Here is a 26564-nt window from a genome sequence, read left to right as displayed (position 1 = left end):
TGCCGAGGCATTGGTGCTTACGCGATGATGGTCAGGCCGTTCCTGTCGGTGGCGGCGACCAGCTCCGCGACAGCAGTGCCGTCAGGCAGTTGCAAGTCAGGGGCTATTTCGGCGAGAGGGTAAAGCACGAATTCCCGTACTTTCATCCCGTAGTGTGGAACGGTTAACCGTTCACTATCAAGCTGGAGATCCCCATAGAGGAGAATATCCAAATCCAGCGTTCTTGGGCCCCAGCGCTCCTTTTTGCGCTCGCGGCCAAACTCCAGCTCTATACGCTGTGTATGATCCAGAAGATCCAACGGTTCGAGCTCGGTGTCAATGCTGGCTACCGCATTTACATAATCTGGCTGGTCTGACGGCCCCATCGGTTTACTGGTGTAAAGGGATGAGGTGGCAACAAACCGGCTGTTTGGCAGTAACTTAAGCGCCGCAATCGCATCTTGCGCCTTACGGATAGGATCGCCCAGATTACTGCCAATAGCTATGTAGACGCGGTTCATGATTCTGAGTTAGAACCCGGTTTGCGGCGACGTGGCTTGCTCTTACGGCGACGGCGGGTTTTCTTCGCCGTGCTGGCTTTGTTCAGTGCCTGCATCATTTCATGACGCTCGTCGCGCTGCGCTTTCTGGAAATCATCCCACCAGGCCGCAAGCTCCTTCAACTGGCCACCTTCAATTTCGCCACGCATTTCGAGGAAGTCGAATGCAGCACGGAATTTTGGTTGTTCCAGCAGTTTGTACGCACGGTTACCCGAACGGCGGCTCATGCGCAGTTGCAATTGCCAGATATCACGGATCATGGCGGTGAAGCGACGTGGGATAGCAATGCTCTTCACTTGCTCATCCAGAATGTCGTTCGCCGCTACCATAAAGGCATCGTAGTAGCTCAGGCCACTTTCGAACGCGATTTCTTCAGCGCGGGTTTCCAGCGGGTACCACAGCATCGCAGCAAACATAAATGCCGGGTTGATGCGTTGATCGTGCTCGACGCGGTGGTCGGTCGATTTCAGCACCTGCTCAATCATCTGCTCACACTTACTGTTTCTTTCTTCGGTGAAATGTTCATCGAGGATAGGGAACAGCGGTGCAAACAGTTGGTAGTCGCGCAGCATGTGGTATGTCGCAAAACCGTTGCCTGATTGCAGCAGTTTGAGGCTTTCCTCAAACAGGCGCGCAGCCGGGATATCACGCAGCAAATGCGCCAGTGCCGGAATAGGCGCTGCGGTTGCTTCGTTGATTTGCATGTCGAGCTTGGCGGCAAAGCGCACAGCGCGAAGCATACGTACCGGGTCTTCACGGTAACGGGTTTCCGGATCGCCAATCAGGCGGATCACGCGGTTATTCAGATCTTCCACGCCACCGGCGTAATCACGCACGGAGAAGTCGGCTATGTTGTAGTAAAGGGCGTTGACCGTGAAATCGCGACGTTCAGCATCTTCATCGATGGTGCCGTACACGTTGTCACGCAGCAGCATGCCGTCATTAGACTGACTGGCAAACTTTTCCCCTTTCTCACCAGCATGGTGGCCACGGAATGTCGCAACTTCAATGATGTCGCGACCAAACAGGATGTGCGCCAAGCGGAATCGACGGCCAACCAGACGACAGTTGCGGAAGAGTTTACGCACTTCTTCCGGCGTTGCGCTGGTCGCGATGTCGAAATCTTTCGGCTGCTTATTCAGCATTAAATCGCGCACACCACCGCCTACCAAGTAGGCATCATAGCCAGCCTTATTCAGGCGATAGAGCACCTTCAGCGCATTTTCGCTGATATCTTTTCTTGATATACCGTGCTCTTGGCGAGGAATAACTTCTAGCTTCAGGTCACTGATTTCGCGCGTTTTATTATCGCGATTCAATACCTTACGGCAAAAGCTGGTAACTCGATTAAAGATAACTCACCTCGTATCTGACAGGTCGGGCCAAAAAAACGACGGCATATCATATATCACGGCTTTGCATTTTAGAAAGCTGTAATCACTTCCGTCTCATTGGGCAGTTTGCTTATCTGCCAGTTTTCTATGCCCCAACGGAGCAATTTTTCTACCGGTGCCCCCTGCAATTCTGCCGCAACCGGATGGCCTAAAAATGACAATGCCGCTTCCATAGCCGGGCCGGGATTGGCGTTGTCGATAGCGGGCGCGTGGTTTTGTTTAGAAAGCTTATTACCGTCCGCGTTGAGTGCAAGCGGCAAGTGTAAATAACTGACCGGCGCTGCGCCCAGTTTTTGATAAAGGGAAACCTGTCGGCCTGTTGGCTCAATCAAGTCTGCACCACGCACCACTTCGGTAACACCCTGATAAATATCGTCCAGCACAACGGCCAGGTTATAGGCGTAGAGACCATCACGACGTTTGATGATGAAGTCTTCCGCAGCCATGGCGCTGTCGAGTGCCAGCTCACCGTGTTTGATATCTGTAAATGCCGTAACCGGGTTATCAATACAGACACGCACTGCGGCACCTTCAGCCCCGACACTGCGCTGGCGACACAGTCCTCGGTAGATACCCCCCGCATCCTGGATTTGGCGGCGGGTACACTGGCAATAGTAGGCTTCGCCTGCTTTTAGCCAGGCATCAATTTGTGCCTGATAGGCCTCATGGCGGGTGTGTTGGTAAAGCACCTCACCATCCCAGTGCAAGCCGTAAGCATCCAGAGTGCGCAAGATTGCGTCCGAAGCACCGGCAACTTCCCGGGGAGGGTCGATGTCTTCAATACGTAGCAGCCAGGTGCCTTGATTGGCTTTGGCTTGCAGGTAACTGCCCAGCGCGGCCACCAGCGAACCAAAGTGGAGTGGGCCAGAGGGCGAGGGGGCAAAACGGCCAATGTAGTGCATGCTAGGTGTCATTTACTCTGAAAAAGGAAAAAGGGAGCACCAGCTCCCTTTTTGCCATAAAACTTGGTTGAGTACCAAAGGCTTAGCCAGCCATTTGTTTCTCTTTGATTTCTGCCAAGGTTTTGCAATCGATGCATAGATCCGCGGTAGGGCGGGCTTCTAAACGGCGAACGCCGATCTCTACACCACATGAGTCACAGAAACCGAAATCATCATCTTCCAGACGCTGCAGCGTCTTTTCGATTTTCTTGATCAGCTTGCGCTCACGGTCGCGGTTGCGCAGTTCCAGGCTGAATTCTTCTTCTTGCGCAGCACGGTCTACAGGGTCTGGGAAGTTTGCTGCTTCGTCCTGCATGTGCAATACAGTACGGTCAACTTCTTCTCTCAGCTGGTTACGCCACGCTTGGAGGATTTTACGGAAATGATCCATTTGCTGATCATTCATGTACTCCTCGCCAGCCTTTTCTTGGTAAGGTTCTAACCCGGCGGTAGCCAGGATGCCCAGCGATTTTTTTACTTTGCTTTCTGGCATTAAGCGTTCTCCTAAATACACCCTGACCTGCTTGGTCAAAAGAGGGCGGTATCTATATCAGAAACCCTATATCGAGGCAATCTTTGATTTCGCCTCTTGTCATCCCAGTGTGAAGATGTCTACATTTTTTCTCAAATCTGGGAGAACGGGATATGGTTCTTTATGCTCATAGAGACCGGAGAAAGTGCCGCTTGGTAACACAAAATCTCCACCCCCAATTGCTGAGCTTCCTTAAGTAACTGATTATAGACCGCATCTATATGTTTTGCCGCTGAAACTCTCTCAATTCCCGAATGCAGTACCGCGAAGAACAATACCGCCCGCTTTCCCTGCTGGGCGATAGCGGCGAGTTCCCGCAAGTGTTTTTGTCCCCGAGTTGTGACAGCATCCGGGAAAAATCCCTGCCCATCATCACCCAGCAAGGTGACACTTTTTACTTCGATATAGCAGTCAGGTTCACCCGGTGATTGAAGCAAAATATCGATGCGGCTCTTTTCTTCACCATAGGGCACTTCAGTTCGCAGGGTTTCGTAACCTCGCAGTTCTTTGACCACTCCCTCATTTATTGCTTCAACCACCAAGTGGTTGGCACGGGCAGTATTTACGCAGATGCAGTGCCCTGCTTTTGTCTCGGTCAACTCCCAACTGCGCGCGTATTTGCGCTTGGGGTTGTCCGAGGTGGAATACCACACCGTGTCTCCCGGGGTAGCACACCCCGTCATTGCGCCTGTGTTGGCACAGTGGAGAGTGACCTCCTCCGAGTCCGGTAAGGTCACATCGGCCAGAAAACGTTTGTAGCGGCGAATCAGTGTTGCCGGTTGCAAGGCGGGGGAAAATTTCATGGGTGTCCTTTAGGGGGATTAATCAGTCAGTGTCCAGTGATTCAGGCATTGGTAACGCACGCCATGACCTTCTTCTAAGGGCACAGAGGCGTAAATCCCAACGCGCTGAAAATGAAGAGGCTGTTGGAGCGTCAGTGGTGCTTCAGTTGGCTTTGCTCGCCGAAGTAAGGAAATATGTGGCACAAATTTGTGCTCTGCGGGGCGGTTTAAAATCTCTGCAGCTGCCGACTGCAATTTCTCGGCCAGCAGGCGAAGGGCGGTATTTTCAGCGATGCCCAGCCAGAGGATAGATTGCGCAGGGAAATAGCCGGTTTGGGTGGTGATCAGGGAAAGTGGCGGGCAGGTGAGGGTATCGGCCGTTTCACACAGCCTGCGGTAGGCTTTGCTGTCAACTTCGCCCAGAAAGGCGAGGGTAATATGCAGGTTATCATCCGGTACCGGACGCCCCTGCGGTGCGAGCTGGCGTTTCAACCCAACAATGGCGTCACGGCTGGCGGCATTGTGCGCGTCACTTAAATCCAGTGCGAAAAACAGGCGGCGCGTCTCCTTACTCACTTTCCCCATCCCTCCAGCGTTGTTGAGCCATTTCCAGCAGGTATACTGTGCGGGTAATTCTGACACAAAGGCCTTTCCATTGTCACAGCTCCCTATCGACAGCATCCTGGATGATGTTATTTCTGCATTGACCCAATCACCCCAGGTGATCCTGAAAGCGCCGCCGGGCGCAGGTAAATCAACCCGTCTGCCGCAGGCGTTGCTGGCACGCCATGTTTTTGAAGGACAGATCATCCTGCTGGAGCCCCGCCGCCTGGCTGCACGCAACATTGCCCGTTTTCTGGCGTCGCAATTGGGAGAGAAGGTGGGTGAAACCGTCGGTCTGCGGGTACGCGGCGAAACCCGTGTCAGTGACAAAACCCGACTGGAGATTGTCACCGAAGGGGTGTTGACCCGGATGATCCAGACCGATCCTGAGCTTGATGGCGTCAGTCTGGTGATCTTCGATGAATTCCACGAACGCAGCCTGCACGCCGATTTGGCGTTGGCGCTGTCGCTCGATGTACAAGGCGCCTTGCGTGACGATCTTACCTTGCTGGTGATGTCAGCGACGCTTGATGATGCGGCGCTCACCACCTTACTGCCTGACGCGAAGGTGCTGACATCCGAAGGGCGCAGTTTTCCCGTAGAAGCGCGGTACCTGCCTGTTGCACGCCAGTTCGGATATGAAAATGCACTGGCGTCGGCGGTTGCCAAGTTGATGCAGGAAGAAGAAGGCTCTGCATTGGTGTTTTTGCCGGGCGCCGGGGAAATCACCCGGGTGGCAGAAGCGCTGGAGGGCAAGGTTTCAGACGGTGTGATGGTCTGTCCCCTTTATGGGCAAATGAGCGCGCATGAGCAGCAGGCGGCAATTGCACCGGCGCCGGAAGGTAAACGCAAAGTGGTGCTGGCGACCAACATTGCGGAGACCAGTCTGACCATTGAAGGTATTCGTCTGGTGTTGGATTCTGGACTGGAGCGGGTCGCCCGTTTTAACCGCAAAACCGGCATCACCAAGCTGGAAACGGTGCAGATTGCCCGCTCGTCGGCGATTCAGCGCATGGGACGGGCAGGACGTTTGTCCGAAGGGGTTTGCCTGCGCCTATACAGTGAAGAGACCTTCCAGCGCATGCGTGCGGTACCGGATCCGGAAATCGTTACCAGTGACCTGATGCAACTGGTGCTGGAAGTGGTGCAGTGGGGCTGTGCGCCAGAGGATTTGCAATGGCTTGACCTGCCACCGACGCAGCACTGGCAGCAGGCTGTTATCCTGCTAAGACAGTTTGGTATCCTGGATGAACAAACTGCCCTTACTGCGAAGGGCAAACAGGTAACGGCGCTTGGTACGGATGCGCGGCTTGGTGCCATGTTGGTGGCCGCGAAGGAATTTGGCCAGGAAGCTGCTTCCACCGCCTGTTGGCTTGCGGGCTGGGCTGAAGAGCCTCCGCGAGGAAAAACGGAGCCGGATTTGCGCCTGCAGGTATCCATGGCGATGAAAAAGACTACGGTGCGCCAACGGGCTGAGCAGCTCGCTTCGCGTATGGGCATTTCCCTAGGGAAAGATCTCTCCTCACAGTGGCTGCCCATACTTGCCGCCTGTGCCTGGCCGGATCGCATCGCAAAATCCCGGGGTAACAATGGCCGCTATCTACTGAGCAATGGGCACGGTGCCCAAATTGATGCCGATCACCCGCTATCCGGGGAAGAGGCACTGGTGGCCGTGGATTTGATGAGCGTGTCACAAGGGGATAGCCGGATATTCACGGCTTGCCAGAGTGATTTTGCATCCTTGCAAACCCAGTTGCCTTCACTGTTTTCTGAACGTGAGTGGGTAGACTGGGATGAGAAAAAAGGGGCGTTGGTGGCTGAAGCCCACCTTTGCTGTGGTGAGATTGTGGTGTCGCGCAAGCCAGTCGCCAAGCTGAGTGATGAAATGCTGACCCGCGCATTGCTGCAAGCCATCAAGCGTAAAGGCATCAATGCATTGCCGATGTCGGACAAGGCACAGAGCCTGTTAAACCGTGCGCGCTGCGCCATCGAATGGGAACTGGCACTTGAGCTGCCATCACTGGATGATGAGAGCTTGCTGGCGGCGATGGATGAATGGCTGGCGCCGTTTATGAATGGCCTTCGCAGCATGCAGGATCTGAAAAAAATCGATTATTTCAGCGCACTGGAAGCCTGGTTTGGCTGGGATACCACCAAAGAGCTGAACCGTTTACTACCGGAAAGCTACGAAGTGCCGACGGGTTCACGCATTACTATCCGCTACCAGCCTTCGCAAAAACCGGCACTGGCCGTACGCATGCAGGAAATGTATGGACAGGCGACATCCCCAACCATTGCTGATGGTAAAGTGACATTAGTGGTTGAACTTCTCAGCCCGGCACAGCGGCCGTTGCAGATCACTCAGGATCTCGCGGGGTTCTGGCAGGGGGCGTACAGGGAAGTGCAAAAAGAAATGAAGGGTCGATACCCTAAACACGTTTGGCCGGACGATCCGGCCACCCATCAGCCAACCCGGCTGACCAAACGCCATTTTAAACCGGAAGCCTGAAAAACGACTTCATGACTAAAGAAACGAAAAAGACGCCAAAACGCGCGCCTCGCAAACGGACGAGTACAAAAAAAGCCCCCGCTGCCGCCAAATCGGGATGGGGACGAAAGCTGTTTATGCTGGGCCTCAAATTTACCCTGGTGGTTGTTGCTTCCCTGGCAATTTGGGGTATCTACCTCGACGGAAAAATCCAGGAGCGCTTTGACGGCCAGATCTGGCAACTGCCTGCGGTCGTGTATGGCCGTATTCTCCATCTCGCACCGGGAGAGGCAGTAAGCATTGATACACTCAAACGCGAACTGGATTTACTCAATTACAAGCGGGTTCGCGACCCAAGCCGTCCTGGTGAGTATTCAGCCTCGAAAACCCGGGTGGAAATTATCCGCCGGCCATTTGAGTTCGAAGATGGCCCGGAAACCGCCCAGCATGTGATGATCACCTTCGACAGCGAAGGGGTGCAGAGCCTCAAGCAACTCGACAGTGGAAAGCAACTCGGATACCTGCGTATTGAGCCCAAGCTGCTTGGCATGATGGAGTCCAAGAATGAAGAGCAGCGCATCTTCCTGCCGCGCGAGCGCTTCCCTGAGTTCCTGGTCGATGCCCTGATCACCACGGAAGATCGCGATTTTTATCACCATGAAGGGGTCTCGCCTTTAGCGATAGCCCGCGCGCTTGTTGTTAACCTAAAAGCGGGACGTACGGTACAGGGGGGCTCAACCCTGACTCAGCAACTGGCTAAAAACCTGTTCCTGACCCGTGAGCGCACCCTGTGGCGTAAAGCGCAGGAAGCCTACATGGCGATTTTGCTCGATTACCGTTATAGCAAAGACCGCATTCTCGAAGCTTATCTGAATGAAGTGTATCTGGGGCAGGCAGGTGGTCAGGCAGTTTATGGCTTCCCTTTGGGCGCGCGTCTTTATTTTGGCCGCCCGATTGAAGAGCTGACGATTGATCAGCTTGCGCTGCTGGTGGGTGTGGTGAAAGGGCCTTCCTATTACAACCCTTGGCGCTACCCGGAGCGGGCGATGGAGCGTCGTGACCTCATCCTGCGCATGATGATGGAAAACGGCTTCATTACCGGTGACCAGTACGCGACAGCCGCCGGGCGTAAACTGGGTATCCAGAAATCGCCGAGTCTGAGCAGCCGCCAGCCAGCCTATTTCGAGCAGTTAGCGCAAGAGATCCGGGAAAAGGTCGGCAGTGACTTCAACCCGGACGGCGGATTACGGGTATTCAGTACCCTGGATCCGCTGTCACAGTCGCTGATCGACAAAAGTGTGGTCAATCAGGTTAAAGCGCTGAAGAAAGTGGCCGGTGACGAGCTGGAAGCGGCAGTGGTGATTGTTGACCGCCAGAGCGGGGAAATCCGCGCTATGGTTGGTGGTGCCCGTCCAGGCTTTGCCGGGTTTAACCGTGCGATGAACGGCAGCCGCCAGATAGGTTCATTGTCCAAACCGCCTGTGTATCTGACAGCGCTCTCTGAGCCGGATAAATACAACCTTGCCACCCCGATTGAAGACAAGCCAATCGTGCTGAAAGGCGATCAGGGCAGCGAGTGGAAACCGCGTAACTATGACCGCAAGTTCCGCGGTCAAGTGCCACTGATGGTGGCGCTGGCAAATTCCTACAATGTGCCGACGGTGAACCTGGGCTTAGCACTTGGCCTGGACAACGTGATTGATACCTTTGAAGAGCTTGGGGTCAGTCCAAGCCAGATCACCCGCGTACCTTCCTTGCTTTTGGGGGCGTTTACCCTGACACCGATGGAAGTGACCCAGATGTACCAGACCATTGGCAGCGTAGGCCGCAAAGCTGAGCTGACGGCGCTTCGGGCAGTGGTAACCGGTGAAGGGCAGGTGTTGTACCGCAACTGGCCGAAGTCCAGCCAGGCTGTCTCCCAGCAGGCGAGCTGGCTGACCCTGTATGCGATGAAAGATGTGGTAAGAGCCGGTACGGCACGTTCACTGAATGGCGCATTGGGTTGGGCTGGTCTTGCTGGAAAAACTGGTACGACAGACAACAACCGCGACAGCTGGTACGTGGGGATAGATGGCCGTGAAGTGGTGACGGTGTGGCTGGGACGGGACGACAACAAATCGACCAAGCTGACCGGCTCCTCGGGCGCGCTGCGGGTCTATGCTGATTACATCAAGGCCAGACAGCCAGAGCCTTTGGTGTTGAGCTGGCCGCCACAAATCACCAGCGTGCCTTATCAGGTGCGGGAAGGGCAGTTTGTGACAGACTGCTTTAGCGATACCAAGTTGCCGATGTGGGATCCGAAAGGGTATTGGCAAGAACGTTGTGAAAAGCCCGACCCGGTTGGCTGGCTAAAGTCGATATTTCAATAATTACTCTAACCAAATCCAATGGTTGGTGTCTTCTAAACATATAACGCCCGGCAAATGTGTCGGGCGTTATGTGTCTTCACACTGTACGCTGTTATGCTTGATGTTCTATTTTCATTCGCGCTACGCCAATACAAGGCTAGCCCCATAAGTTGCTTTGGAAACAAACACAAGGCTATTGTGTTCTTGTTACATTAAGCTAGAGGTAACGCGCTAGACTGTAACATCCTCATGTGTTGGTTAGACATTTTGCTATGGCACTTTTCCACCCCTCAATGGCCTCTAAATGTATGGCACTGGGGTTAGGTTCAAATATTTCGGTGGCACGTTCCAATGTTGATATTTCGTCATGGGTGTTCCACCAGCCAAGCGTTTTGCCCCCTAAGTAGGCAGCACCTAAGGCAGATACCTCTGGGACTTTACTCCTAACAATGGGGCGGTTTAACACATCAGCCTGAAACTGCATTAGCCATGGGTTTGCAGTGGGTCCACCATCAACAAACAACCGATTGAGTTTTCTGCCTGTCGCTTGTTCCATAGCGTCGAATACATCTTTGACCTGGAATGCTATGGATTCAAGCGCTGCGCGGACGAGATGTTCAGTGGTGATGGAATCTGTTAACCCACAAATGATTCCTTTCACATTCGAATTCCAATGAGGCGCTCCCAGTCCTGACAATGCTGGTACGAAGTAGACGCCTCCATTGTCATAAAGTAAGGCGGGAATGCGGGTGAGGTCTTCTGACTTGATCCCATTGAATAGAGAGCTCATCCATCCAACTGCAGCTCCTGTATGCAAAATATTCCCTTCCAGCGCAAACGTCATGCCTTCATCATCTTGCCAGGCAACGGTTGTTGTTAGGCTTCTTTCTTGCGAAACGATAGGTGATGATACTGGAGCCATAAGGGAGGAGCCGGTGCCGTACGTCGCTTTAACACCCTCAGAAAAATTTGTGTGTCCATACAACGCAGCATGGGAATCACCGATCATACTAATGATGGGCAATCCGTCTATTTCATTGGTGAATGCTTTTACACAACCGAAAGAGGATGAAGAAGGCCTCACTTCTGGTAAGCACGCTTCAGGGATACGAAAAAGATCAAGCAGATCTTTGTCCCAACGCTGCTCGTGGATATTGTACAGTTGCGTCCGGGAAGCATTACTGACATCGGTGGCGAAAATTTCTCCGTCACTCAAGTGCCATAATAACCAGGCGTCAACAGTACCAACCAACCATTTTCCGGATGAAAGCATTTCTGTTGCGTTTGGTAAAGTATCCAACGTCATGCTCAGTTTTGCAGCAGGAAAAAGCGTGTCGATGACTAGGCCGGTTTTCGCGTAAACCATTTCTTGATGTCCGTTTTTTATCAAGTGTGTGCAGACATCTTTGGAGCGATTGCATTGCCAAGAAATAAGGGGAACGATAGCTTTGCCACTCGACTTGTCCCAAACCAATATCGATTCCCGCTGATTACTGATTGAAACTCCCTTGAGAGTAGTTCGGCCAACTCCATGGATACACTCTTGAACGGTTTGCTTAAGTGCCCTGAGAATTTGATTTGGGTCTTGCTCTGACCACCCAGGTAATGGGTGATGCATACTAAGAGCCTGACTTGCGCTACCGGAAAATTGCCCCTGTCGATTGACCAATGCAGCTTTAATATTGGTCGTACCTGCATCAATGCTGAGAATATACTCTTCCATAGTAACCTCGGGTTTCCGGATCCTTATTGTTGACTTTTCAGTAACTGTTTCGCCATAGACACCACCGATTTAGCATCAATCCCGTGTCGCGCACGTGTGTCAGCCCGGTTTCCTGCAATGGCATATTCACCGTCGGGGATACCGAGTCGAATCAGCCTTGCAGAAATACCATACTCTGCAATCACTTCAGCAACGATAGCGCCAGCTCCGCCATTGACGTTATGTTCTTCAACACTGATAACGTAAGGCGTTTTACTTATCGCGTCAGCCAGCTGCTTTTTGTTAAGCGGTCGAATTGACGGTAAGCTCAGTACCTGAGCTTTGATTCTCTCATTATTAAGTTGATGAGCTGCATCCACAACCTCATGAACAGTTGAGCCCAGTCCGACCAGGGTAATTTGTTCACCTTCGCTTAGTGTATCGATGTTTCCCGGCACAAAGCGGTACGACGCATCATGCAGTACAGGTAGTGGCTTGCCATCCAACCTGATATAAACAGGCCCCTGTTTTTTGAGGGCATACTCCACAATCTGCTGACATTCTATTGCATCTGCTGGCGCAAATATCTCAACCCTGCCAAAGCCCCGGATAACAGAAATATCGTCGATAGAGTGATGTGTGCTTGCTAGCGGTCCGTAACTTGCACCGGCATTCAGGCCAAACATCGTGACATTCGCATCGTTATAGCAAACGTCAATTTTGATCTGTTCATTTGCGCGCGAAATCAGAAATGGCGCAGCATTACATGTCGCTACCACCTTTCCCCCCAACGCAAGGCCCGCCGCAGTGCTGACCAGTGACTGCTCTGCAATGCCAACGTTGATAACTCGCTCAGGGTGTTTGTCCATAAACGGACCAATTTTGGCTGTGGATGTGGAGTCAGAAACGACGGCAACCAAGTCCACGCCTTGATCCACCAAATTGTTGAAAGTAGAAACCATAACGTTAGCTAGATGTGTATGTTCCATGTATTAATCTCCTAGTTCAGCCAGTGCGCGCTCGATTTCATCTCCTTTCGGGACGCGGTGATGCCATGCAGGCTGGTCTTCAATGAAACTGATACCTGCTCCTTTTTTGGTATGAGCAATGATCACGCTAGGCTTGCCACCGGCACCATCAATAGCCTCCAGAGCTGCAATTAAAGAACGTGGTTCGTTGCCATTGCATTCGCTTACCGCCCAATTAAATGCCTCCCACTTATCTACCAGTGGATCCAGGGGCATGATGTCTTTGGTTGGGCCTGCCAATTGAAGTTTGTTGTGGTCGATAATGACAGTCAGGTTATCCAATTTATATTTGGCTGCACAAAGTGCTGCTTCATAGATGCTGCCCTCTGCCAATTCACCGTCCCCACAAACGACAAAAACACGTCTATTGCTGCCCGACATTTTTGCGGCTAGTGCCAATCCAACACCTACGGGTAAGCCATGACCGAGAGCCCCAGTATTCAGCTCGATAGCAGGGGTTTTTTGTCTGACAGGATGACCTGGTAACTTACTGTCTGAATGCTGATAGGTTTTTAACCATTCCTCTGGGATGTAACCCGCTTCAGCAAGTACACAATAGTAACAACCCACAGCATGGCCTTTACTTTGGATATAGATGTCTCTTTCTGGGTCGTCTATCCGGTCTGGACTCACGTTCATTTCTCGAAAATAAAGGGTGCACAGTATCTCTACTTGTGAGAGATCAGCCCCGGTATGGCCTCCAGCTGGGCTTTCTGAGTTCAAATGAATAATACGGCGTCTAACGGCACGCGCTTTTTGGCTGATGGACTCTGGGGTCAGTTGATATGGATTCATAAATTCACCTATAAATATTCGCACTGGAATATTTATTTTATATCACCCTAACGCCTTGCTCACAAAATATTCATGTGTGAATTTTTATTCTAACAATATCAATGAATTAAGGTAGCAAACGAGTTCCATTTACGGCTGATTTCCATTTAATCTCTTTAAAATCAATAGGTTGCATCCATGGCGATCGCCATCACATTTTTTAAACATTCATGTAACACTTGGTCTCGTCCAGTGTATATTTATATTCAGCAAAAGATATTTATTCCTAATTTATGAGGTGGCGAACTATGGCAACGAAGTACGACGTTAGTTTGAGATACGGTGTAGACCCTCAACAGTCTTTGAGTGGAAAGGTAGTAGCCGTTGTTGGAGGCTTTGGTGGAATAGCCATGGCAACCAATGAAATGGTGTTGCAGAAAGGCGGCGAGCTTGCTTTGGTTTACCCGCCATTTGAACAAGAAAAAATGCAAACCGCGTTAGAGCAACTTAATGCACAGCCGGGCGGTGAATTTTTTGATCGCGTAGCGTGCTTTTGTTGTGACGTCACTATTCCACAGAATGTGGAAGAGACTTTTGAACAGATCCTTAAGCGTTTCACCAGTATTGATGCTCTTGTGAATAGCGCTGGATATGTACATCTTGAACCTGCTATTGAGGTTAGTTATGAACAGTGGCAAAAGCAGGTTGCCGTTAACCTGACTGCTCCATTTTTAGTTTGCTCTGCTTTTGCAAAATGGCTTATCGAAAGCAAGCGGGCAGGGAAAATCGTCAATATCGCTTCTCAGGCTGCATCGATCGCTATTGAGGGGCACGTGGCGTACACCTCAGCCAAGGCAGGGTTGCTGGGAATGACAAAAGTCATGGCTTTGGAATGGGCACCCCACGGTATCAACGTGAACACCATCTCTCCAACCGTTGTGCTAACTCCCATGGGCGAAAAAGCATGGCAAGGAGAAAAGGGGGAGGAAATGAAAGCCAAGATTCCGATGGGCAGATTTGCATATACTGATGAGATTGCCGCTGCTGTTATTTTCTTAATAACCAATGGCAGCGACATGATAAATGGTGCAGACATTATGATTGATGGTGGATATACGATTTACTAAGTTGAGTAAATAAACGAATAACTACTAATCAAACAGATTAAAACAGTATATGTACTTATGTAATCAGAAACGGAAGGCTGGAGGATATTTTGGAACAATCTCAAGAGCAGAGTGCTAAACAGATTACGAGTGGTTTTCGTGAGAAAATGGTGTCAAATAGTGCATTTGGTCCTTTTGTCGGTCTGGTTTTACTTATTATTGGTTTCTCCTTTGCTTCCGAATATTTTTTCTCCTTGAGAAATGCCCTTAATATTCTTGACCAAATTACTGTGCTCGGAATTCTAGCTTTAGGCATGACAGCTGTCATCATTATAGGGGGGATTGACCTATCCGTTGGCTCTGTGTTGGCACTTTCCATGATGGTAATGGGGTGGTTAGAGCGCCATATGGGGCTACCTCTTGAAGTGTCAATTTTACTGGGTATTTTGTGTGGCGGTTTTTGTGGTTTAATCTCCGGTTTGCTTATTTCAAAAGCACGCCTTCCCGCTTTTATCGCAACGTTAGCAATGATGTCGATTGCGAGGGGAGTAGCTAATATTCTTACTGATGGTAGGCAGGTCGTAGGGTTTCCAGAGTGGTTCACCAATTTTTCCACTGAGCGTTTTTTTGGTGTCTTAACCATCACAATGGGTATCTTTATCGTTATGACTATTATCGCAGCGATATATCTCAAATATCGCGCTAACGGAAGAAACCTGTATGCAATTGGAGGGAATGCAGAAGTTGCAAGACTCTCCGGTATTAATGTTAGCCGCCAAACAATTATTGTTTACGTTGTTTCTGGCTTACTTTCTGGCATTGCTGCAATGACACTTGCTGCAAGGCTTGATTCATCTCAACCCAGTGCAGGTATCGCCTATGAATTGGATACCATTGCTGCTGTCGTTATTGGTGGTGCCAGTTTACAGGGAGGTAAGGGAGCAATTCTTGGTACTGTAATTGGTGTTCTTATTATTGGTGTTCTCCGGAATGGGCTTAATTTAATGGGAGTTTCACCTTTTTTCCAACAAGTTGTTATAGGTGTGGTCATTGCAATTGCCGTTGCATTCGACACGCTTGGGAAAAAACAAAAGTGATTTACACATCATCAAGATAAATCGATGACACAGTCTAATGTCAAACAAGGAGCATGACATGTTTAAAAAGATAAGCAAAGGTCTGTTAATTTCATACATTACCGCTGCAAGTATATTTTCAATGCCAGCTTGGGCGGAATATACCATTGGATTGGCAGTTGCAAATTTACAAGCTGACTTCTTTAACCAGATTAAACAGTCTGTAGAAGCAGAAGGTAAACGCGTCGGCGCTTCAGTTGTCGTGGTTGATGCCCGAGGTGACTCTGCTACTCAGGTAAGTCAAATTCAGGATCTGATTACAAGGGAAGTTGACGCCATTATTTACATCCCAGCGGGTGCAACTGCCGCAACAGTTCCTGTTAAAGCAGCGCGTAAAGCAGGCATTCCCATCATCACAGTAGACCGAAACCCAGAGGGTGCTCCGGGCGACACATTTATTGCAACCAATAGTGTGGAAGCTGCGCGCGTATTGGGCGAATATGTTGCCGAGATGACTGGCGGGAAAGGACGCATTGGTGTTATCCAAGGCCAAATTGGTACTACGCCAGAAATCGATCGCAATAAAGGATTTCTCCAAGCCATTGATGGTTACCCTGAGTTAAATGTCGTAGCACAGCAAGCCAGTAAAGGCTGGATGCAAGATGAAGGTTTCTCTATCACTCAAGATATGTTGCAGCGCGATCCCAACATCACTGTACTTTTCGGCCGGGCAGACGCTCTAGCACTTGGGGCAGCTCAGGCGGCGAAAGTGTCAAACCTTTCCGACAACATTATTGTCGTGGGCTTTGATGGAGATGCTGCTGGTCTGGAAGCTGTAAAAAATGGTGTACTGGATGCAACAATGACCCAGCAAACACAGTTTATGGGCCGTTTGGCTGTGCGTTCTGCCCTAGACCTTGTTGAAGGCTACTATGTACCCAAAACTCAGTTGCAAGGCGCAACTTTGACGGTCAAAGATAACGTAGACCAGTTTATCGAAGTACATCCGTAATCTGGGCGAGGTATTCTAGTTATGGCATTCGGCCAATACAACTCGAGCCCGCATCGCGGGCTCTCTATTCGCGGTATCAGTAAGTCATATGGTTCGGTAGAGGTACTTTCAGATGTCACTCTGTCTGTGCAGCCGGGTGAAGTCGTTGCTCTATTAGGAGAAAATGGTGCCGGAAAATCGACTCTTTCATCAATCATCGCCGGCATTAACCAACCCTCTAAAGGGGAAATGACCTGGAAAGGAAAACCCTATTCCCCTAGGTCACCAAAGGAAGCATTGAATGCGGGCATAGGATTGATACACCAGGAAATACGGTTGTTACCGGAACTTTCCGTCGCTGAGAATATGTTTATCGGGCGGATCCCCGTACTCAATGGTGTAATTGACAGAGAGAAAATGTCCCTATTGGCCAGTGAGCAGTTGGAACGCTTGGGGTTGAATATCTCTCCAGATACTTTGGTGAAAGAACTTAAGGTTGCAGCTCAGCAACAGGTGGAAATTGCGAAAGCACTCACCCTCAATGCACAGTTTCTTATCCTTGATGAACCAACGGCGGCGTTAGGGGGGGAAGAAACAGAGCGTTTGTTTCAGCAGATAAATAGCCTGAAAAGTGAGGGGGTAGCTTTTATTTACATCAGCCACCGACTTGATGAGATAGCTCAAATCGCTGACCGTATTTTTGTTTTGCGAGATGGAAAGCACGTCGCTACACACGAATCGTCCGATGTGCCTGTCAATACCCTGGTGTCCGACATGGTAGGAAGAAGTGTGGACCGGGTATTCCCCGATTGCAGTGTTGCAAAGTCGCACACTGTTTTAAGCGTAGAAAACCTCTCTTCCCCATCCGGTGATTTCAGCAATATAAGCTTTTCCGTTCAACAAGGTGAAATTCTTGGGGTTGCGGGCATTGTCGGAGCAGGGCGGACTGAACTTGTAAGAGCAATTTCTGGCGCAGATCCGATATCAGGTGGCACGATTTTTCTGGACGGTGAACCAGTCGATTTTCAAAGCCCTGCAGATGCGATTCAACAAGGCATAGTCCTTGTTCCAGAAGACAGAAAACACGAGGGTCTTCTGTTAAATGATACCATCGCAGATAACCTCTCCGTGGGCAATTTTGACCGAATCGCTCCGGACAACTGGGTGATGCCCGGTGTCGTTAACCAATTTGCACGAGAAGCCATTCAACAGATGGGGATCAAAGGGACGCCACAGCAAAAGCTGTCAGACCTATCAGGTGGCAACCAGCAAAAAGTGATTATTGCAAAATGGATCTCGCGCCACCCCAAAGTCATTATCCTTGATGAACCGACACGTGGCATTGACGTCGGGGCACGTGCGGCGATTTATGAAGTTATTGCTGATCTTGCCAGAGACGGCATGGCAGTCATTGTCGTGAGTTCTGATCTAGATGAGGTCATCGGTCTATCAAACCGTGTTCTTGTCCTCGCTCATGGCGAACAGCAAGGAATACTTGAAGACGGAGAGATAAGTCAGGTTTCGATAATGGAGCTTGCAACCCGTTAACCCCACATATCGACTCTGAATTTTGCAGCCAAATAAATGATTAAACGAAGGAGCGGTTTATGACAGGTTTCACAGGGAAACAGATGGTGATCACCGGCGCTTGCCGTGGAATCGGCAAAGGAATTGCCGAGTATTTTGCTGAGCGTGGCGTAAATATGGTTATCTCTTCAAATGCAGACCTGATTTTCTCGACTGCGAGAGAATTACAGGAAAGGTTTGAAACAGTCTCAATCACCCCATTCCAGTGCGATGTCACTGACGAATCACAGGTTCAAGATCTGTTCGCATTTGCACAGCAAGCATTGGGTTCCATTGACATTGCTGTGTTGAACGCAGGAATTATCACAATTGATACCTACGATAAAATGCCGGTAAGTGATTTCAGAAAGGTATTGGATGTAAACACTACCGGAGTTTGGTTGTGTAATCGCGAAGCCGCAAAATATATGACGAAGCAAGGCCGTGGCCGTATAATCAACACTTCTTCACTGCAAGGCCGAAAAGGTTTTATATACACGCCTCATTACGCAGCAAGTAAGATGGGCGTCATTGGTGTGACCCAGTCGCTTGCGTTAGAGCTAGCTTCAACTGGTATCACTGTTAATGCAGTTTGCCCAGGTATTATTGCCAGCGACATGTGGGACTATAACGACCGGGTGTGGGGAGAGATGCTGTCGACGACTCAAAAGAGCTACGGCAAGGGAGAACTGATGGATGAATGGGTTGATAATATTCCTTTGAAGTATGCGGGTTCTCCCAAAGACATCGCCAACGCTATTGCTTTCTTTGCACATGACGACAGTGGGTATGTAACTGGCCAGTCACTTAACGTTTGCGGTGGTATGGCTATGAATTGATCTTGGATTAATAAGGGAAGAATGCGACAGACATGGCTGAAATAGATGAACTTAGATCTGTATTAAAGATTGCGCACCTTTACTTTAAAGAGAGCTTGAAGCAGCAGGAAATCGCTAAGCAACTCCGAGTGTCTCAGCCGTACGTCTCCCGTGCCATTGCCAGAGCGCAAAAAGAAGGGTTGGTTAAAATCAGCATCCATCAGCCTCCCGGCATGCATTTGGATCTTGAGTATTCCCTTCAGAATAAGTACCGATTGAAACAAGTGATAGTGGTCGACACGGCACCTGATATTCCAATTGATTATGTGAAATCTCATGTTGGCAGCGCGGCGGCGCACTACTTGGAAACCGTGTTGCGAAAGAATGACATTTTGGGTATTTCCTCTTGGAGTTCGACGATATCAGCCATGGTGGACAATATGCATTTTGCCCGCTCCAAAGCGAAAGAAGTCGTGCAATTGCTTGGTGGTGTAGGAAACAATGGCGCGTTTCAGGCTACGTTTTTAACCCAACGTCTTGCGAATCTTTTGGGCGCGCGGGCACACATGCTTCCTGCACAGAGCATTGAGCGGTCTGCTGAGGCTAAAAAGCGCATACTTACCGATCCTGAAGTGAAAGATGTCTTTGATACTTTTGCAAAGATTGATATTGCAATTGTCGGGATTGGGCAAATTGAGCCTTCGGAATACTTGAGAAACAGTGGAAATTATTTCCAACATCAGATGCTGCAAGAGTTGATTGACTTAGGTGCTGTTGGTGATATTTGTCTTCACTACATTGACAAACACGGTAATCCTGTACTCACCAAAGAAGATGACCCAGTTATTGCCATTGACTTGGAGCAGCTTAAAGAAGTTCCTCAAGTTATTGGTTTAGCATGTGGTCTGGAAAAAGTGCAGGCTATCCATGGTGCAATGATGGGAGGGTACTGCGACGTCTTGATTACAGACTTTCAAACAGCGTCTGCTCTTGTAAAAGCATAAACGTCCTTATTGATCGTTATGCTACTCAGCGCGGTCACCTGAAAATATGGGTGACTTTCGCTTGTTATAAAAAGGAGCGTGATTGGGATGGAATTCCAGATACAAAAAAGCCTCGTCAATGACGAGGCTTTTTCGTTTTTAGATGGTGCCGGCTACCGGAGTCGAACTGGTGACCTACTGATTACAAGTCAGTTGCTCTACCAACTGAGCTAAGCCGGCACACAAACCGTTGAACTGATGTTGCTGTGAACACCACTTCTAAAAATGGTGCCTCGAGGCGGAATCGAACCACCGACACGGGGATTTTCAATCCCCTGCTCTACCGACTGAGCTATCGAGGCAACGGGCTCCATTAAATAGCAGCAGGGCTGGGTTGTCAAAATAAATTCGTGCCTAAATAGTTCGACTGCTGTTTTTTTGGCTGATTTGCTTCCAATTAGACCATTGTGGTTTCTCTTTGAGCGGCATTCCCCTTTGGTTGACCTGATTTCCATACCCCTAGATCATGGTGTCTGGTTGAGCTTTGCCATAAAGCACCTCGGTGAATTCCCCTGAACACTGTATGTGTAAGCCAGCTTTCTTGTCTCACATTAAATCCAATTGACTAAAAAACTTCCATTTTTCGCATTATTGCTACACTTAACTGTACGTAAAACTTTTCGACGCAAGTCAATAGCTACGTCAAGGAATTCTGCGATGGGTTTCTCACTAGGAGAACAACTGGACATCACTAAAGTGTTGGACCTCAAAGAGCGTCTGCAGTCCGAAGTCGAGAAGGCGGACAGTGTGCTGATAGACGGTGGGGAAGTATCACGTGTCGATGCGCCGGGTTTGCAACTTCTGCTATCCGCCAAGAACTTCTGCCAGAGCCAGTCGAAAGAGTGGAAATGGGAGCAGGCTTCTGGGGAGTTGGTAGGGGCGGCAAAAACACTGGGATTGGTTGAGCCTTTGGGCTTAAGCGACTTTGCTGAATAGGTTTTTTTTGTAGTTCAATCAGGGTGACAGTATGCGAAAAATACTAGCTGCGGACGATTCTGTTTCAATCCGTCAAATGGTGAGCCACACGCTCAAGGAAGCCGGTTATCAGGTTGAAACAGCCAATGACGGCGCGGAAGCGCTGAATAAGGCAAAGGCGGGTCAATACGACGTCATTATTTCCGACGTTAACATGCCCAACATGGATGGACTTGAATTCGTTCGCCAGTTACGGGCGGTGCCTCAATACAAATTCACGCCCATTCTGATGCTGACTACCGAAACATCAGCTGAGAAGAAAAGTATGGGCAAATCAGCCGGTGCTACCGGTTGGATTGTTAAGCCGTTTAACCCAGACACTTTATTGAAAACCCTGCAACGCGTTATCTAGTGTTCGACCGAGGAGATCGTTATGGCTTTGGACATGGATCAACTGCGCAGGATTTTCTACGAGGAGTGTCGTGAAAACCTCGAAATTCTGGAGCGTGAGTTACTCGCCCTTGATCCCAACGGCGACGTGGATTTGGATATCATCAACACGATATTCCGGGCTGCGCATTCCATTAAAGGCGGTGGTGCGACATTCAATCTAAATGAAATCAGCCAGTTCACGCATGTCATGGAGACACTTCTCGACGAAGCCAGGGAAGGAAAACGTCGACTGGATGCATCTACCATCGACCTGCTGCTCAAAGGCGGCGATTGTATCAACAGCATGCTGGTGGCCTATGAGACCGACACCGATTTTGACCATGCACTGCGCGATGCCCTGACTGAGCAACTGAATGAACTGCTCAACGGCGGTGCGTCTGGCGCTAGCCCTGACGCGGCAGCTACAGGCGCTGAATCAGAAATCAGTGAAGGTGATGCCAACAATGAAGGCGAGTGGCAAATCCTGTTCACGCCCCACAAAGAGATGTTTTTCTCGGGCAATGATCCGGTGCGTATCTTGCGCGAGCTGTTTGACCTTGGCGCTCACTGCGAAATTGAATGTATCCAGGACAAGCTACCGACACTGGCCGATCTTGAACCGGAAATGTGTTTCCTGAGCTGGAAAATTTCGGTAGACAGCCATGTCGAAAAAGCCCAGATCGAAGAGATATTCGAATGGGTAGAAGATGAATGTGACCTTGTCATCGGCCGCGATGCCTCGTCCGCGCAGGCTGCGCCTGAAGAGGTGGTCGTAGAGCCACAAGCTGCCGTGCAGGAAGTGGTTGCTGAGGCAAAACCTCAGGCTGCAAAACCGGCTACCGGGAAATCTGCAGCCAAACAGGCAGCGCCGAAAAGCGACGCGGTGTCTTCGATCCGGGTTGAAATCGATAAAGTCGATAACCTGATCAACCTGGTTGGGGAGCTGGTGATCACCCAGTCCATGCTGACTGAACTGAGCCAGAACTTCTCAGAAAACAAACTTGAACGCCTGCAGGCGGGTCTTGATCAATTGTTGCAAAACACCAAAGAACTGCAGGAGAGCGTACTGAATATCCGCATGCTCCCTATCAGCTTTGCGTTTAACCGTTTCCCCCGTCTTATCCGCGATCTCTCCAACCAGCTAGGAAAGACTGTAGAGCTGATCATTGAAGGGGAGCAAACCGAATTGGATAAAACCGTTCTCGAACGGATTACAGACCCATTGGTACACCTGGTCCGAAACGCCGTTGACCATGGCCTGGAATCACCGGATGTGCGAAAGGGTAAAGGCAAGAATGAAACCGGTAGGGTCAACCTCAATGCCTACCATCAGGGGGGCTCAATCGTCATTGAGGTCCGTGATGATGGTGCTGGCCTGAACAAAGAAAAAGTGTGGAAAAAGGCCATCGAAAAAGGGCTGCTCCACGCCGATATTTCCCTCGATGATCTCACCGATCACCAAGTGTACAACCTGATCTTTGCGCCGGGCTTTTCCACCGCAGAAACGGTTTCCGACGTGTCTGGACGCGGCGTCGGCATGGATGTCGTTAAGCGCAACATCGAAGACTTGGGTGGCCACATTGAAGTGGATTCAGAGCCGGATGTCGGCAGCGTCTTCCGTATCAGTCTGCCACTGACCCTGGCTATTTTGGACGGACAGCTGGTGAAACTGGCGGATCAGGTGTTTGTGGTGCCACTGATTTCAATCATCGAATCCATCCAGATCGAGTCCGACAGGGTCAAGGTCGCGACCGGTGGTGTCGAGCTATACCGCCTGCGTGATGAGAACATCCCCATCCTGCGCCTGAAAGAAGAATTCAGGCTCGGTGAATCCGGCGTCCTCGACAAGCAGTTGCTTTGTCTGGTTGAGGCTGGAGGTAACCGCATTGGATTGCTGCTCGATGAGATGCTGGGTCAGCAACAGGTGGTGATCAAGAGTCTGGAATCCAACTATACCCGGGTGAATGGTATTTCAGGTGCCACCATCCTTGGTGATGGTTCCGTCTCTCTGATCCTGGATATTCAGGGGCTGATGACCGGCTTCCTGAGTCGCGTTGGCGATAACACTAACCATATAGCGGCGTAGGAGAGGGCAATGGCACAGCAAGCTTTGGCAACCGCCAACCTTGAAGACGATGGCTTCGACAGTGAAGACCGCCTGAAAGGATCGGATTTTCTCAGTTTCGATCTGGCGCATGAACTTTATGGTGTTGATATCAAGGCAGTAGAAGAGATCCGCGTTTGGGAGAAACCAACGGTGATCCCGCGCTCACCGGACTTTGTGCTCGGCGTGATCAACCTGCGTGGCATGATTGTTCCCATCATGGATTTACGGGTGCGGTTTCATATCGGTACCGTGGAATACCTGCCAACCACTGTGGTCCTGATCCTTAAGTCAGGCGAAGCAGGGGGCAACCGGATGATGGGAATTGTGGTGGATGCGGTATCTGACGTTATCGATATGGGGGACAACACCCTGATCCCACCTATTGGCGACTCTATTGTCATGCCATTTGTCAGTGGGTTGCTGAATGTAGATTCCCAAGTGATGAGCCTTTTGGATGTGGATGCGTTGCTCGATATAGACGGTTTGCTCCATTGAGGAGGGGGAATGCACGACGAAGTGATGGAGTACCTGAGTTTTCTTATCGAGGATGAGGAGTACGGCCTCAACATCCTGGATGTAAAGGAAGTCAGGGGTTGGTCGGATGTCAGGAAACTGCCCAACAGTGCGAGTTACTTGCTCGGTGTGTTGGAGCTTCGTGGAGAGTACATTCCCATTGTTGATCTTCGCCAGAGGTTCAACATGTCTCCCTCCGTTTTGGGTAAAACCACCGTGGTGGTGATAGTCAAAAATGGTTCGGGACAATCTTTGGGAATCATTGTCGATGCCGTTGCTGAAGTCTATCAGCTGTCGGCAAAGCAAATTAAGTCGGCACCGGGTTACGTAAAAGTGGATGAGCGTTTTATTGAGGGGATCGCCTCCATTGACGGTAAACATGTGGTGTTGATTCATCTGGAAAATCTGTTTGATTTTGACGAGTTGCAAGAAGTAGCGCAGCCAGACCTGTTGAACGAGGGTTGACAATTATGTCGTGGTGGAAAAAAGAAACAGCGGTTGAAACTGAAAGCAATAACGATGCGCAGGGCCTGAAATCACACATTGTGTCTGCACTGGACACAGCGCAAACCGCGCTGATGATGGTGGATCGAGACTTCAAGGTTTTCTACGCCAACAACAAAACGGTTGAACTGCTTCAGCAGCATGAAGCGTTGTTCCGAACCAAGTGGCCGAATTTTCGCGCTGAGAAAAGTTGGATTGTGGGCACCTGTATCGACATGTTCCACAAAGACCCTGCACACCAGCGGAAGATGTTGTCTAACCCGTCAAACCTGCCTTACGAAACCATCATCGAGATAGATGCTATTTCACTGCGTTTGGTAGTCGGCGCGGTACACAATGACAAAGGCGAATACATCGGCAATACCCTTGAGTGGGAGGATGTCACCGAAACGTTGAAGACAAACAATGAGCGGGCACGTCTACAGGCGGCCATTGACCAGTCCCTGACTGCCATGGTGCTGATTGACCGCGACTTCCAGATCACCTACATCAACGACCAGACTCTGAAGCTGTTTGAAAAACACCAGGACAAGTTCCGCTCCATCTGGTCGGGCTTCAAAGCGACGAGTGAGTGGTTGATGGGGCGCTGTATCGATGAGTTCCACAAAAACCCTGCGCACCAGCGTAAGCTGTTGGCCGATCCGAACAACCTGCCCTACAAGACAGATATTCAGGTCGCTGACATCAAAATCGAGCTTAATGTTGCGGCCATCATGGACGCCAAAGGGCACTACATTGGTAACAGTCTGGAATGGCGTGATGTTACCCACCTGCGCGAGCGTGAGCTTGAGGTCGGTCGTCTGGTGTCGGCCGTGGAAGGCATGACCACCAACATCATGATGGCGGACAAAGATGGTCACATTACCTATTACAACCCTGCACTTAAAAAGCTGCTGCAAAAGCGTGAAGACGAGTTGCGCCAGCTATTCCCAGGTTTCCAGGCGGACAATCTGGTAGGCAAAAATATCGATATTTTCCATAAAAACCCAGCTCATCAACGCGCCATTATCAGTAACCCCGATCGCCTGCCGTATACCGCACACATTAAAGTGGGGGATCTTGAATTCTCCCTGACATGTATTGCTATGTATGACGCTGCCAAAAACTACATTGGTCCTGCGCTGCAGTGGGAAGACATCACTGAGCAAATGGCCGGTCAGCGCGACGTTCAAGGGCTTATCAATGATGCGGCAGAAGGCCGTCTCAACACACGTATCGACACCAACAAATACTCTGGGTTTATGGCTAACCTCGGTGAGGGCATCAACGGTCTGCTGGACAGCATCGTCGAGCCACTTTCCACCTGCCAGGATGTGATGTCTAAAGTGGCATCCGGTAACCTCAAGGTTGATATGCCTGAAAACTACCAGGGCAGTTTTGCTGAACTGGCGACTGCGGTGAACACCTCGATTACCAACCTGCGCGACATGGTTGAGAAGATCACTGCATCTTCAGCAAGGGTTGCGTCTGCATCCGGTGAGATAGCGGAAGGTAACAGCGATCTGAGTGAACGCACCGAAGAGCAGGCAGCGAGTCTGGAGCAAACGGCAGCCAGCATGGAGGAGATGACCTCCACAGTGAAACAGAATGCAGACAGCGCAAAATCTGCCAACCGTCTGTCGCAGGACGCCAGCTCGAAAGCCCAGAAAGGCGGCGATGTGGTGAAACAAACCGTCGATGCCATGGGCGAGATTAACAAAGCGAGTAAACGTATCTCCGACATCATCAGCGTGATTGATGAGATAGCCTTCCAGACCAACCTGTTGGCATTGAACGCTGCGGTCGAGGCTGCGCGCGCTGGTGAGCAGGGACGTGGTTTTGCGGTTGTAGCCGGTGAGGTACGAAACCTTGCCCAACGCAGTGCAGGCGCAGCGAAGGAAATCAAAGATCTCATCAAAGACAGCGTTGAGAAAGTGGCAGAAGGTTCACGTCTGGTTGACGAATCCGGCTCAATGCTCGGCGAGATTGTTGAAGCCGTCGCGGAAGTCACCACCTTGATTGGCAAGATTGATTCAGCGAGTCAGGAGCAGGCGACCGGTATCGATGAAATATCGAAAGCCGTGGTCAAGATGGATGAAATGACGCAACAGAATGCGGCATTGGTAGAAGAAGCCTCTGCGGCGAGTCAGTCGCTGCGTGATGAAGGCAGCGAACTGATGAATCTTATCAGCTTCTTCCAGGTCGACAGCAGCAAGACAGGTTATAGCCGCAATGAACCTTTAAAGAGCTTCCAAGGCAGCGCGCCAGCGGCCAAAGCGGCGACGCCGCCTCCCGCGCCTAAAGCGCCACCTCCAATGAAGAAACTCTCAAATGGACCGGCAATTTCTGCGGCTGATGAAGATGACTGGGAGGAGTTCTAACG

23 protein-coding genes and 2 tRNA genes are annotated in these 26564 nt (G+C 50.4%); 14 read left to right on the top strand and 11 right to left on the bottom strand.

The features are described 5' to 3' along the window. Nucleotides 1-17 precede the first annotated feature (17 nt). The 6 genes from folK to thpR form a co-directional block, all read right to left on the bottom strand. A complete protein-coding gene (folK, locus tag KU854_RS08275) occupies nt 18-500 on the bottom strand; it encodes a 2-amino-4-hydroxy-6-hydroxymethyldihydropteridine diphosphokinase (RefSeq protein ID WP_218357969.1) in 483 nt (160 codons plus the stop codon). Further along, nucleotides 497-1894, bottom strand: coding sequence for a polynucleotide adenylyltransferase PcnB (pcnB, locus tag KU854_RS08270; RefSeq protein WP_218358144.1), 1398 nt, complete (start codon nt 1892-1894; stop codon nt 497-499). Before pcnB ends, folK begins: the two co-directional genes overlap by 4 nt. A gap of 68 nt (nt 1895-1962) precedes the next feature. Further along, entirely contained in the window at nt 1963-2835 is an 873-nt protein-coding gene (gene gluQRS, locus KU854_RS08265) for a tRNA glutamyl-Q(34) synthetase GluQRS (RefSeq protein ID WP_218357968.1), read from the bottom strand. Nucleotides 2836-2917: 82 nt separating this feature from the next. Next, on the bottom strand, nt 2918-3367 hold the full coding sequence (gene dksA / locus KU854_RS08260) for an RNA polymerase-binding protein DksA (protein ID WP_218357966.1): 450 nt from the start codon (nt 3365-3367) through the stop codon (nt 2918-2920). Nucleotides 3368-3498: 131 nt separating this feature from the next. Next, nucleotides 3499-4209 (bottom strand): DNA/RNA nuclease SfsA, encoded by a 711-nt coding sequence (sfsA, locus tag KU854_RS08255; protein WP_218357964.1) that lies wholly within the window; start codon nt 4207-4209, stop codon nt 3499-3501. A gap of 18 nt (nt 4210-4227) precedes the next feature. Further along, nucleotides 4228-4764, bottom strand: a complete 537-nt coding sequence (thpR, locus tag KU854_RS08250) for an RNA 2',3'-cyclic phosphodiesterase (protein WP_218357962.1) — start codon at nt 4762-4764, stop codon at nt 4228-4230. Between the two features lie 79 nt (nt 4765-4843). Between thpR and hrpB the strand changes: the two genes are divergently transcribed. Both hrpB and mrcB read left to right on the top strand, forming a co-directional pair. After that, on the top strand, nt 4844-7300 hold the full coding sequence (hrpB, locus tag KU854_RS08245) for an ATP-dependent helicase HrpB (protein ID WP_218357960.1): 2457 nt from the start codon (nt 4844-4846) through the stop codon (nt 7298-7300). Between the two features lie 11 nt (nt 7301-7311). Next, on the top strand, nt 7312-9648 hold the full coding sequence (gene mrcB / locus KU854_RS08240) for a penicillin-binding protein 1B (protein WP_218357959.1): 2337 nt from the start codon (nt 7312-7314) through the stop codon (nt 9646-9648). Between the two features lie 226 nt (nt 9649-9874). On the opposite strand, the gene KU854_RS08235 is transcribed toward mrcB, so the two are convergent. Genes KU854_RS08235 through KU854_RS08225 form a run of 3 tightly spaced genes read right to left on the bottom strand, consistent with a single transcriptional unit; the run spans nt 9875 to nt 13152 of the window. Beyond that, nucleotides 9875-11350, bottom strand: a complete 1476-nt coding sequence (locus tag KU854_RS08235; protein WP_218357958.1) for an FGGY family carbohydrate kinase — start codon at nt 11348-11350, stop codon at nt 9875-9877. A 23-nt stretch (nt 11351-11373) separates the two neighbouring features. Then, on the bottom strand, nt 11374-12318 hold the full coding sequence (locus tag KU854_RS08230; RefSeq protein WP_218357957.1) for a transketolase family protein: 945 nt from the start codon (nt 12316-12318) through the stop codon (nt 11374-11376). A gap of 3 nt (nt 12319-12321) precedes the next feature. Then, nucleotides 12322-13152, bottom strand: a complete 831-nt coding sequence (locus KU854_RS08225) for a transketolase (protein ID WP_218357955.1) — start codon at nt 13150-13152, stop codon at nt 12322-12324. Between the two features lie 287 nt (nt 13153-13439). Between KU854_RS08225 and KU854_RS08220 the strand changes: the two genes are divergently transcribed. From KU854_RS08220 to KU854_RS08195, 6 genes are all read left to right on the top strand, one after another. Then, complete coding sequence (locus tag KU854_RS08220) at nt 13440-14258, top strand: GolD/DthD family dehydrogenase (RefSeq protein WP_218357954.1); 819 nt, start codon at nt 13440-13442, stop codon at nt 14256-14258. 89 nt (nt 14259-14347) lie between these two features. Then, nucleotides 14348-15334: an ABC transporter permease gene (locus KU854_RS08215; protein ID WP_218357953.1), complete on the top strand. Its 987-nt coding sequence runs from the start codon at nt 14348-14350 to the stop codon at nt 15332-15334. A gap of 58 nt (nt 15335-15392) precedes the next feature. Continuing rightward, on the top strand, nt 15393-16325 hold the full coding sequence (locus KU854_RS08210) for a sugar ABC transporter substrate-binding protein (RefSeq protein ID WP_218357952.1): 933 nt from the start codon (nt 15393-15395) through the stop codon (nt 16323-16325). A gap of 21 nt (nt 16326-16346) precedes the next feature. After that, entirely contained in the window at nt 16347-17852 is a 1506-nt protein-coding gene (locus KU854_RS08205) for a sugar ABC transporter ATP-binding protein (RefSeq protein ID WP_218357950.1), read from the top strand. A 59-nt stretch (nt 17853-17911) separates the two neighbouring features. Then, nucleotides 17912-18709, top strand: a complete 798-nt coding sequence (locus tag KU854_RS08200) for an SDR family NAD(P)-dependent oxidoreductase (RefSeq protein ID WP_218357949.1) — start codon at nt 17912-17914, stop codon at nt 18707-18709. A 32-nt stretch (nt 18710-18741) separates the two neighbouring features. After that, nucleotides 18742-19692, top strand: a complete 951-nt coding sequence (locus KU854_RS08195) for a sugar-binding transcriptional regulator (protein ID WP_218357948.1) — start codon at nt 18742-18744, stop codon at nt 19690-19692. Nucleotides 19693-19835: 143 nt separating this feature from the next. Here the strand turns inward: KU854_RS08195 and KU854_RS08190 are convergent. Both KU854_RS08190 and KU854_RS08185 read right to left on the bottom strand, forming a co-directional pair. Further along, nucleotides 19836-19911, bottom strand: a tRNA-Thr gene (locus tag KU854_RS08190). A gap of 46 nt (nt 19912-19957) precedes the next feature. Then, a tRNA-Phe gene (locus KU854_RS08185) sits at nt 19958-20033 on the bottom strand. A 259-nt stretch (nt 20034-20292) separates the two neighbouring features. Between KU854_RS08185 and KU854_RS08180 the strand changes: the two genes are divergently transcribed. Genes KU854_RS08180 through aer2 form a run of 6 tightly spaced genes read left to right on the top strand, consistent with a single transcriptional unit; the run spans nt 20293 to nt 26562 of the window. Further along, the gene (locus KU854_RS08180) at nt 20293-20667 is read left to right on the top strand and encodes an STAS domain-containing protein (RefSeq protein WP_336245234.1); all 375 of its coding nucleotides are present in this window, start codon (nt 20293-20295) and stop codon (nt 20665-20667) included. A gap of 31 nt (nt 20668-20698) precedes the next feature. Beyond that, nucleotides 20699-21058, top strand: a complete 360-nt coding sequence (locus KU854_RS08175) for a response regulator (RefSeq protein WP_054779435.1) — start codon at nt 20699-20701, stop codon at nt 21056-21058. Between the two features lie 21 nt (nt 21059-21079). Then, the gene (locus KU854_RS08170; RefSeq protein ID WP_218357946.1) at nt 21080-23164 is read left to right on the top strand and encodes a chemotaxis protein CheA; all 2085 of its coding nucleotides are present in this window, start codon (nt 21080-21082) and stop codon (nt 23162-23164) included. Nucleotides 23165-23173: 9 nt separating this feature from the next. Further along, on the top strand, nt 23174-23680 hold the full coding sequence (locus tag KU854_RS08165; RefSeq protein ID WP_054779436.1) for a chemotaxis protein CheW: 507 nt from the start codon (nt 23174-23176) through the stop codon (nt 23678-23680). A gap of 9 nt (nt 23681-23689) precedes the next feature. Beyond that, nucleotides 23690-24163, top strand: coding sequence for a chemotaxis protein CheW (locus KU854_RS08160; RefSeq protein WP_218357945.1), 474 nt, complete (start codon nt 23690-23692; stop codon nt 24161-24163). 5 nt (nt 24164-24168) lie between these two features. Next, nucleotides 24169-26562 carry an aerotaxis transducer Aer2 gene (aer2, locus tag KU854_RS08155; RefSeq protein ID WP_218357944.1) on the top strand — a complete coding sequence of 798 codons (2394 nt, stop codon included), beginning with the start codon at nt 24169-24171 and terminating at the stop codon, nt 26560-26562. Nucleotides 26563-26564: the final 2 nt, after the last annotated feature.

It is taken from the genome of Enterovibrio paralichthyis (genome assembly GCF_019209835.1).
GTDB lineage: Bacteria > Pseudomonadota > Gammaproteobacteria > Enterobacterales > Vibrionaceae > Enterovibrio > Enterovibrio paralichthyis.
This window is presented reverse-complemented; position numbering and strand designations above follow the sequence as displayed.

What these genes read in the sequence shown, in the direction of transcription:
- folK (WP_218357969.1), bottom strand. Translation starts at nt 500, where the DNA reads ATGAACCGCGTCTACATAGCTATTGGCAGTAATCTGGGCGATCCTATC.
- gluQRS (WP_218357968.1), bottom strand. Translation starts at nt 2,835, where the DNA reads ATGCACTACATTGGCCGTTTTGCCCCCTCGCCCTCTGGCCCACTCCAC.
- dksA (WP_218357966.1), bottom strand. Translation starts at nt 3,367, where the DNA reads ATGCCAGAAAGCAAAGTAAAAAAATCGCTGGGCATCCTGGCTACCGCC.
- sfsA (WP_218357964.1), bottom strand. Translation starts at nt 4,209, where the DNA reads ATGAAATTTTCCCCCGCCTTGCAACCGGCAACACTGATTCGCCGCTAC.
- mrcB (WP_218357959.1), top strand. Translation starts at nt 7,312, where the DNA reads ATGACTAAAGAAACGAAAAAGACGCCAAAACGCGCGCCTCGCAAACGG.
- KU854_RS08235 (WP_218357958.1), bottom strand. Translation starts at nt 11,350, where the DNA reads ATGGAAGAGTATATTCTCAGCATTGATGCAGGTACGACCAATATTAAA.
- KU854_RS08230 (WP_218357957.1), bottom strand. Translation starts at nt 12,318, where the DNA reads ATGGAACATACACATCTAGCTAACGTTATGGTTTCTACTTTCAACAAT.
- KU854_RS08225 (WP_218357955.1), bottom strand. Translation starts at nt 13,152, where the DNA reads ATGAATCCATATCAACTGACCCCAGAGTCCATCAGCCAAAAAGCGCGT.
- KU854_RS08220 (WP_218357954.1), top strand. Translation starts at nt 13,440, where the DNA reads ATGGCAACGAAGTACGACGTTAGTTTGAGATACGGTGTAGACCCTCAA.
- KU854_RS08210 (WP_218357952.1), top strand. Translation starts at nt 15,393, where the DNA reads ATGTTTAAAAAGATAAGCAAAGGTCTGTTAATTTCATACATTACCGCT.
- KU854_RS08205 (WP_218357950.1), top strand. Translation starts at nt 16,347, where the DNA reads ATGGCATTCGGCCAATACAACTCGAGCCCGCATCGCGGGCTCTCTATT.
- KU854_RS08200 (WP_218357949.1), top strand. Translation starts at nt 17,912, where the DNA reads ATGACAGGTTTCACAGGGAAACAGATGGTGATCACCGGCGCTTGCCGT.
- KU854_RS08195 (WP_218357948.1), top strand. Translation starts at nt 18,742, where the DNA reads ATGGCTGAAATAGATGAACTTAGATCTGTATTAAAGATTGCGCACCTT.
- KU854_RS08175 (WP_054779435.1), top strand. Translation starts at nt 20,699, where the DNA reads ATGCGAAAAATACTAGCTGCGGACGATTCTGTTTCAATCCGTCAAATG.
- KU854_RS08170 (WP_218357946.1), top strand. Translation starts at nt 21,080, where the DNA reads ATGGCTTTGGACATGGATCAACTGCGCAGGATTTTCTACGAGGAGTGT.
- KU854_RS08165 (WP_054779436.1), top strand. Translation starts at nt 23,174, where the DNA reads ATGGCACAGCAAGCTTTGGCAACCGCCAACCTTGAAGACGATGGCTTC.
- KU854_RS08160 (WP_218357945.1), top strand. Translation starts at nt 23,690, where the DNA reads ATGCACGACGAAGTGATGGAGTACCTGAGTTTTCTTATCGAGGATGAG.
- aer2 (WP_218357944.1), top strand. Translation starts at nt 24,169, where the DNA reads ATGTCGTGGTGGAAAAAAGAAACAGCGGTTGAAACTGAAAGCAATAAC.